The 3,111-nt window shown below is 67.9% G+C and carries 3 protein-coding genes; all 3 read right to left on the bottom strand.

Translation table 11 applies throughout. From position 1 onward, the window contains the following. On the bottom strand, positions 1-659 hold a 659-nt coding region (locus H928_RS0106020), incomplete at its 3' end, for an LLM class flavin-dependent oxidoreductase (RefSeq protein ID WP_021025686.1). Then, on the bottom strand, positions 625-2,268 hold the full coding sequence (locus tag H928_RS26395) for an ABC transporter ATP-binding protein (RefSeq protein ID WP_021025685.1): 1,644 nt from the start codon (positions 2,266-2,268) through the stop codon (positions 625-627). The genes H928_RS26395 and H928_RS0106020, both read right to left, overlap by 35 nt. Beyond that, positions 2,265-3,111, bottom strand: an 847-nt coding sequence (locus H928_RS0106010; protein WP_021025684.1) for an ABC transporter permease, incomplete at its 5' end; no start/stop codon positions are given. The genes H928_RS26395 and H928_RS0106010, both read right to left, overlap by 4 nt.

Raw genomic sequence — 3,111 nt, 5'->3', positions numbered from 1 at the left:
TAGGTGTCGATCAAGGGGTTCTGGATATCAGCCAGGCTGGCATGCGGTGCCTCGGCGCTGCGCGGTTGGGTGCGCGAGAGCATCAGCCCGTCGCCAGCCAGGCCGGCGCGCTCGGCCCCGGCGGCCGAGAACGTCGCCTGCCAGATACGTGACAACAGCTGCGGCCCAGCGGGATAGAGACGATCGCCGCCGGGCAGCGGCAGCCCCGCCCAGGCATTGCGCAGCACGGCCAGGTGCTGCGCATAGATGCGGGCGCGGTCGTCGCTGCGCAGTCCAAAGGCGCTAAAGGATTCGGGCGTGCCACCGGTGCCCACGCCAAACTCCAGGCGGCCGCCCGAGAGCAGATCGAGCACCACCGCGTCTTCGGCCACCCGGATGGGGTTTTCCATCGGCAAGGTGACAATGCCGGTGCCCAGCCGGATGCGCTGCGTGCGCGCGGCCACATGGCTCAGAAACACCAGCGGTGCAGGCAGGCCGCCTTCGGCTTCATGAAAGTGGTGCTGCGCCACCCAGGCCGTGTCAAAGCCATGGGCCTCGGCATGCTGGATCTGCTCGCTCACCAGGCGGTAGCGCTCGGCCGCGCTGGCCTGGTCCAGCAGGCGGCTGAAAAAGCCCAGGCGTTTTCTAGGCGGCGAGTGCGGGGAGAGGCTCTGGTTCATAGGCATGCTTTTTTCCGGGAATGGCGGCGATCAGCTCGCGCGTATAGGCACTGCTGGGGCGCGAGAACACCTCGTCCACCGGCCCGGCATCGACCTGGCGGCCACCCTGCAGCACCGAGACGGTGTCGGCAATCTGGCGCACCACGGCCAGGTCGTGCGAGATAAAGAGATAGGTCAGTTGCAGCTCGCGCTGGAGCTGGTCGAGCAAGGCCAGAATCTGCGCCTGCACGGTCACATCGAGGGCGGACACGGCCTCATCGAGCACCAGCACGCGGGGCTGCAGGATCAGCGCCCGGGCAATCGCCACGCGCTGGCGCTGGCCGCCCGAGAGCGCGCGCGGCCGGCGTGTCAGCACTGCAGGCGGCAGGCCCACACGGGCCAGCATGTCGCGCACGCGGCGCTCGCGCTCGGCAGGTGGCAGGCGCTCAAAGTTCAGCAAGGGTTCTTCGATGATCGCGTAGATGCTCTGGCGCGGATCGAGCGAGCTGAACGGGTTCTGGTAGACCAGCTGCACGGTTTTGCGGAACTGGCGCAAGGCCTCTCCGCGCAAGGCCGTCACATCCACGCCTTCCACCGTGATGCTGCCCGATGTGGGCTTGCCAAAGCCGACCACGTCGCGGATGGGCGTGGGCTTGCCCGAGCCGGACTCGCCCACGATCGCATGCGTGCTGCCCCGGGGCACGTCAAACGAGATGCCATCGACGGCACGGAACAGGCCGCGCTGGCCCGCCACCGCAAAGTCATGCACAAGGCCCTGCACCACAATGGCCGGCTCGGCATCCACGGCCCGGGGCGCGCGTGCCGGCACATGGCCCAACGATGGCGCATCGGCCAGCAACTGGCGCGTATAGCGGCTTTGCGGATTGCGCAGCACATCGGCCGTGGGCCCCTGCTCCTGGATACGGCCGGCCTGCAGAACGACCAGGCGGTTGGCGCGGTCGGCGGCCACGCCCAGGTCGTGCGTGACCAGCAGCACAGCAGTGCCAAACTCGCGGCGCAGGTCGTCGATCAGATCGAGAATGCGGCGCTGCACCGTCACATCGAGCGCGCTGGTCGGTTCATCGGCAATGATCAGCGCTGGCTGCAGCGCAATCGCGATGGCAATCAGCACGCGCTGCTTCATGCCACCCGAGAGCTCATGCGGAAACTGGCGTGCGCGCAGCTCGGGCTGCGACAGCCCCACTTTTTGCAGCAGCTCCAGCACGCGCTGGGCAATCTGCTTTTTGTCGCGCCAGCCATGCAGGCGCAGCATCTCGCCGACCTGGTCGCCCACAGTGCGCACTGGGTTCAGCGAGGTGGTCGGGTCCTGCGGAATCAGGCTGACCACCTTGCCACGCAGTGCTTGCAGTTGGCGCTGCGACCAGCCTGCTACATCGGTTCCATTGATGCGGATGCTGCCAGCCTGTACCCGGCCATTGTCGGCCAGCAGGCCCATGATGGACTGGGCGGTGGTCGTCTTGCCCGAGCCGGATTCGCCCACCAGGGCCAGCACCTCGCCAGCGGCGATGGAAAACGAGACCTCATGCACGGTGCGCTGCTCGGCCTGGCCATCGTGGTAGGCGATCGACAGGTTCTCCACCTGCAAAACGGGAATGGCGGTGTCCGTCATGCGCGCCTCCGGGTCAGATCGGCGCTGATATGGTTGGCCGCCAGCACCACCGCTGCCACCAGCAGGCCGGGCGCGGCCGTCAGCCACCAGGCGGTGGAGATGTAGTTGCGGCCTTCGGCAATCAGCAGGCCCCATTCGGGTGTGGGCGGTGGCGCGCCATAGCCCAGAAAGCCCAGGGTGGAGATCGCCAGAATGGCCGAGCCAAACTGCAGCGCCGCCAGCGCGATCACCGAGGTCAGCGAATTGGGCAGCACATGGCGCCAGAGCACGGCGGCAAAGCGCCCGCCACTGCCCAGTGCCGCTTCCACATAGTCAGAGCGGCGCACACGCACCACTTCCGAGCGCAGCAGCCGCGCAAAGCTGGCCACCGACACAACCCCCACGGCCAGCGCGGCATTTACCGTGCCAAAGCCCAGGATGATGATCACCGACAGCGACAGCAGCAGCGAGGGCACCGACAGCAGCACATCGACGATGCGCATCACCACATCCTCCACCCAGCCGCCCGTAGCACCTGCGACCAGGCCCAGCAGACTGCCCAGCACCAAGCCAACGCTGACGGCCACAAAGGCGCCGCTGAGCGAATGCACCGCGCCATAGACCAGGCGCGCATAGCTGTCGCGGCCCAGCGCGTCCGTTCCCAGCCAGTGGGCGGCACTGGGCGCCTGCAGCTGCTGGCCGGCGGTGCCCAGCACCGGGTTGTAGCTGGTAAACAGGCCCGGTGCGATGGCCCACAAGGCCACCAGCGCCAGCACACCCCAGGCCAGCAACAGGCCCATCGGTGCGGCACGCAGGCGCTGCAGAGCGGCAGCAAAGATCGCAGCCAGGCGCGGCGCGGCAAGC

The sequence above is a fragment of the Comamonas sp. B-9 genome (genome assembly GCF_000410635.1).
GTDB lineage: Bacteria > Pseudomonadota > Gammaproteobacteria > Burkholderiales > Burkholderiaceae_C > Comamonas.
Note: the sequence above shows the minus strand (reverse complement) of the source record. Positions and strands in the feature narration are given on the sequence as shown.

Coding starts and splice junctions, on each gene's coding strand:
- H928_RS26395 (WP_021025685.1), bottom strand. CDS start 2,268: ATGACGGACACCGCCATTCCCGTTTTGCAGGTGGAGAACCTGTCGATC.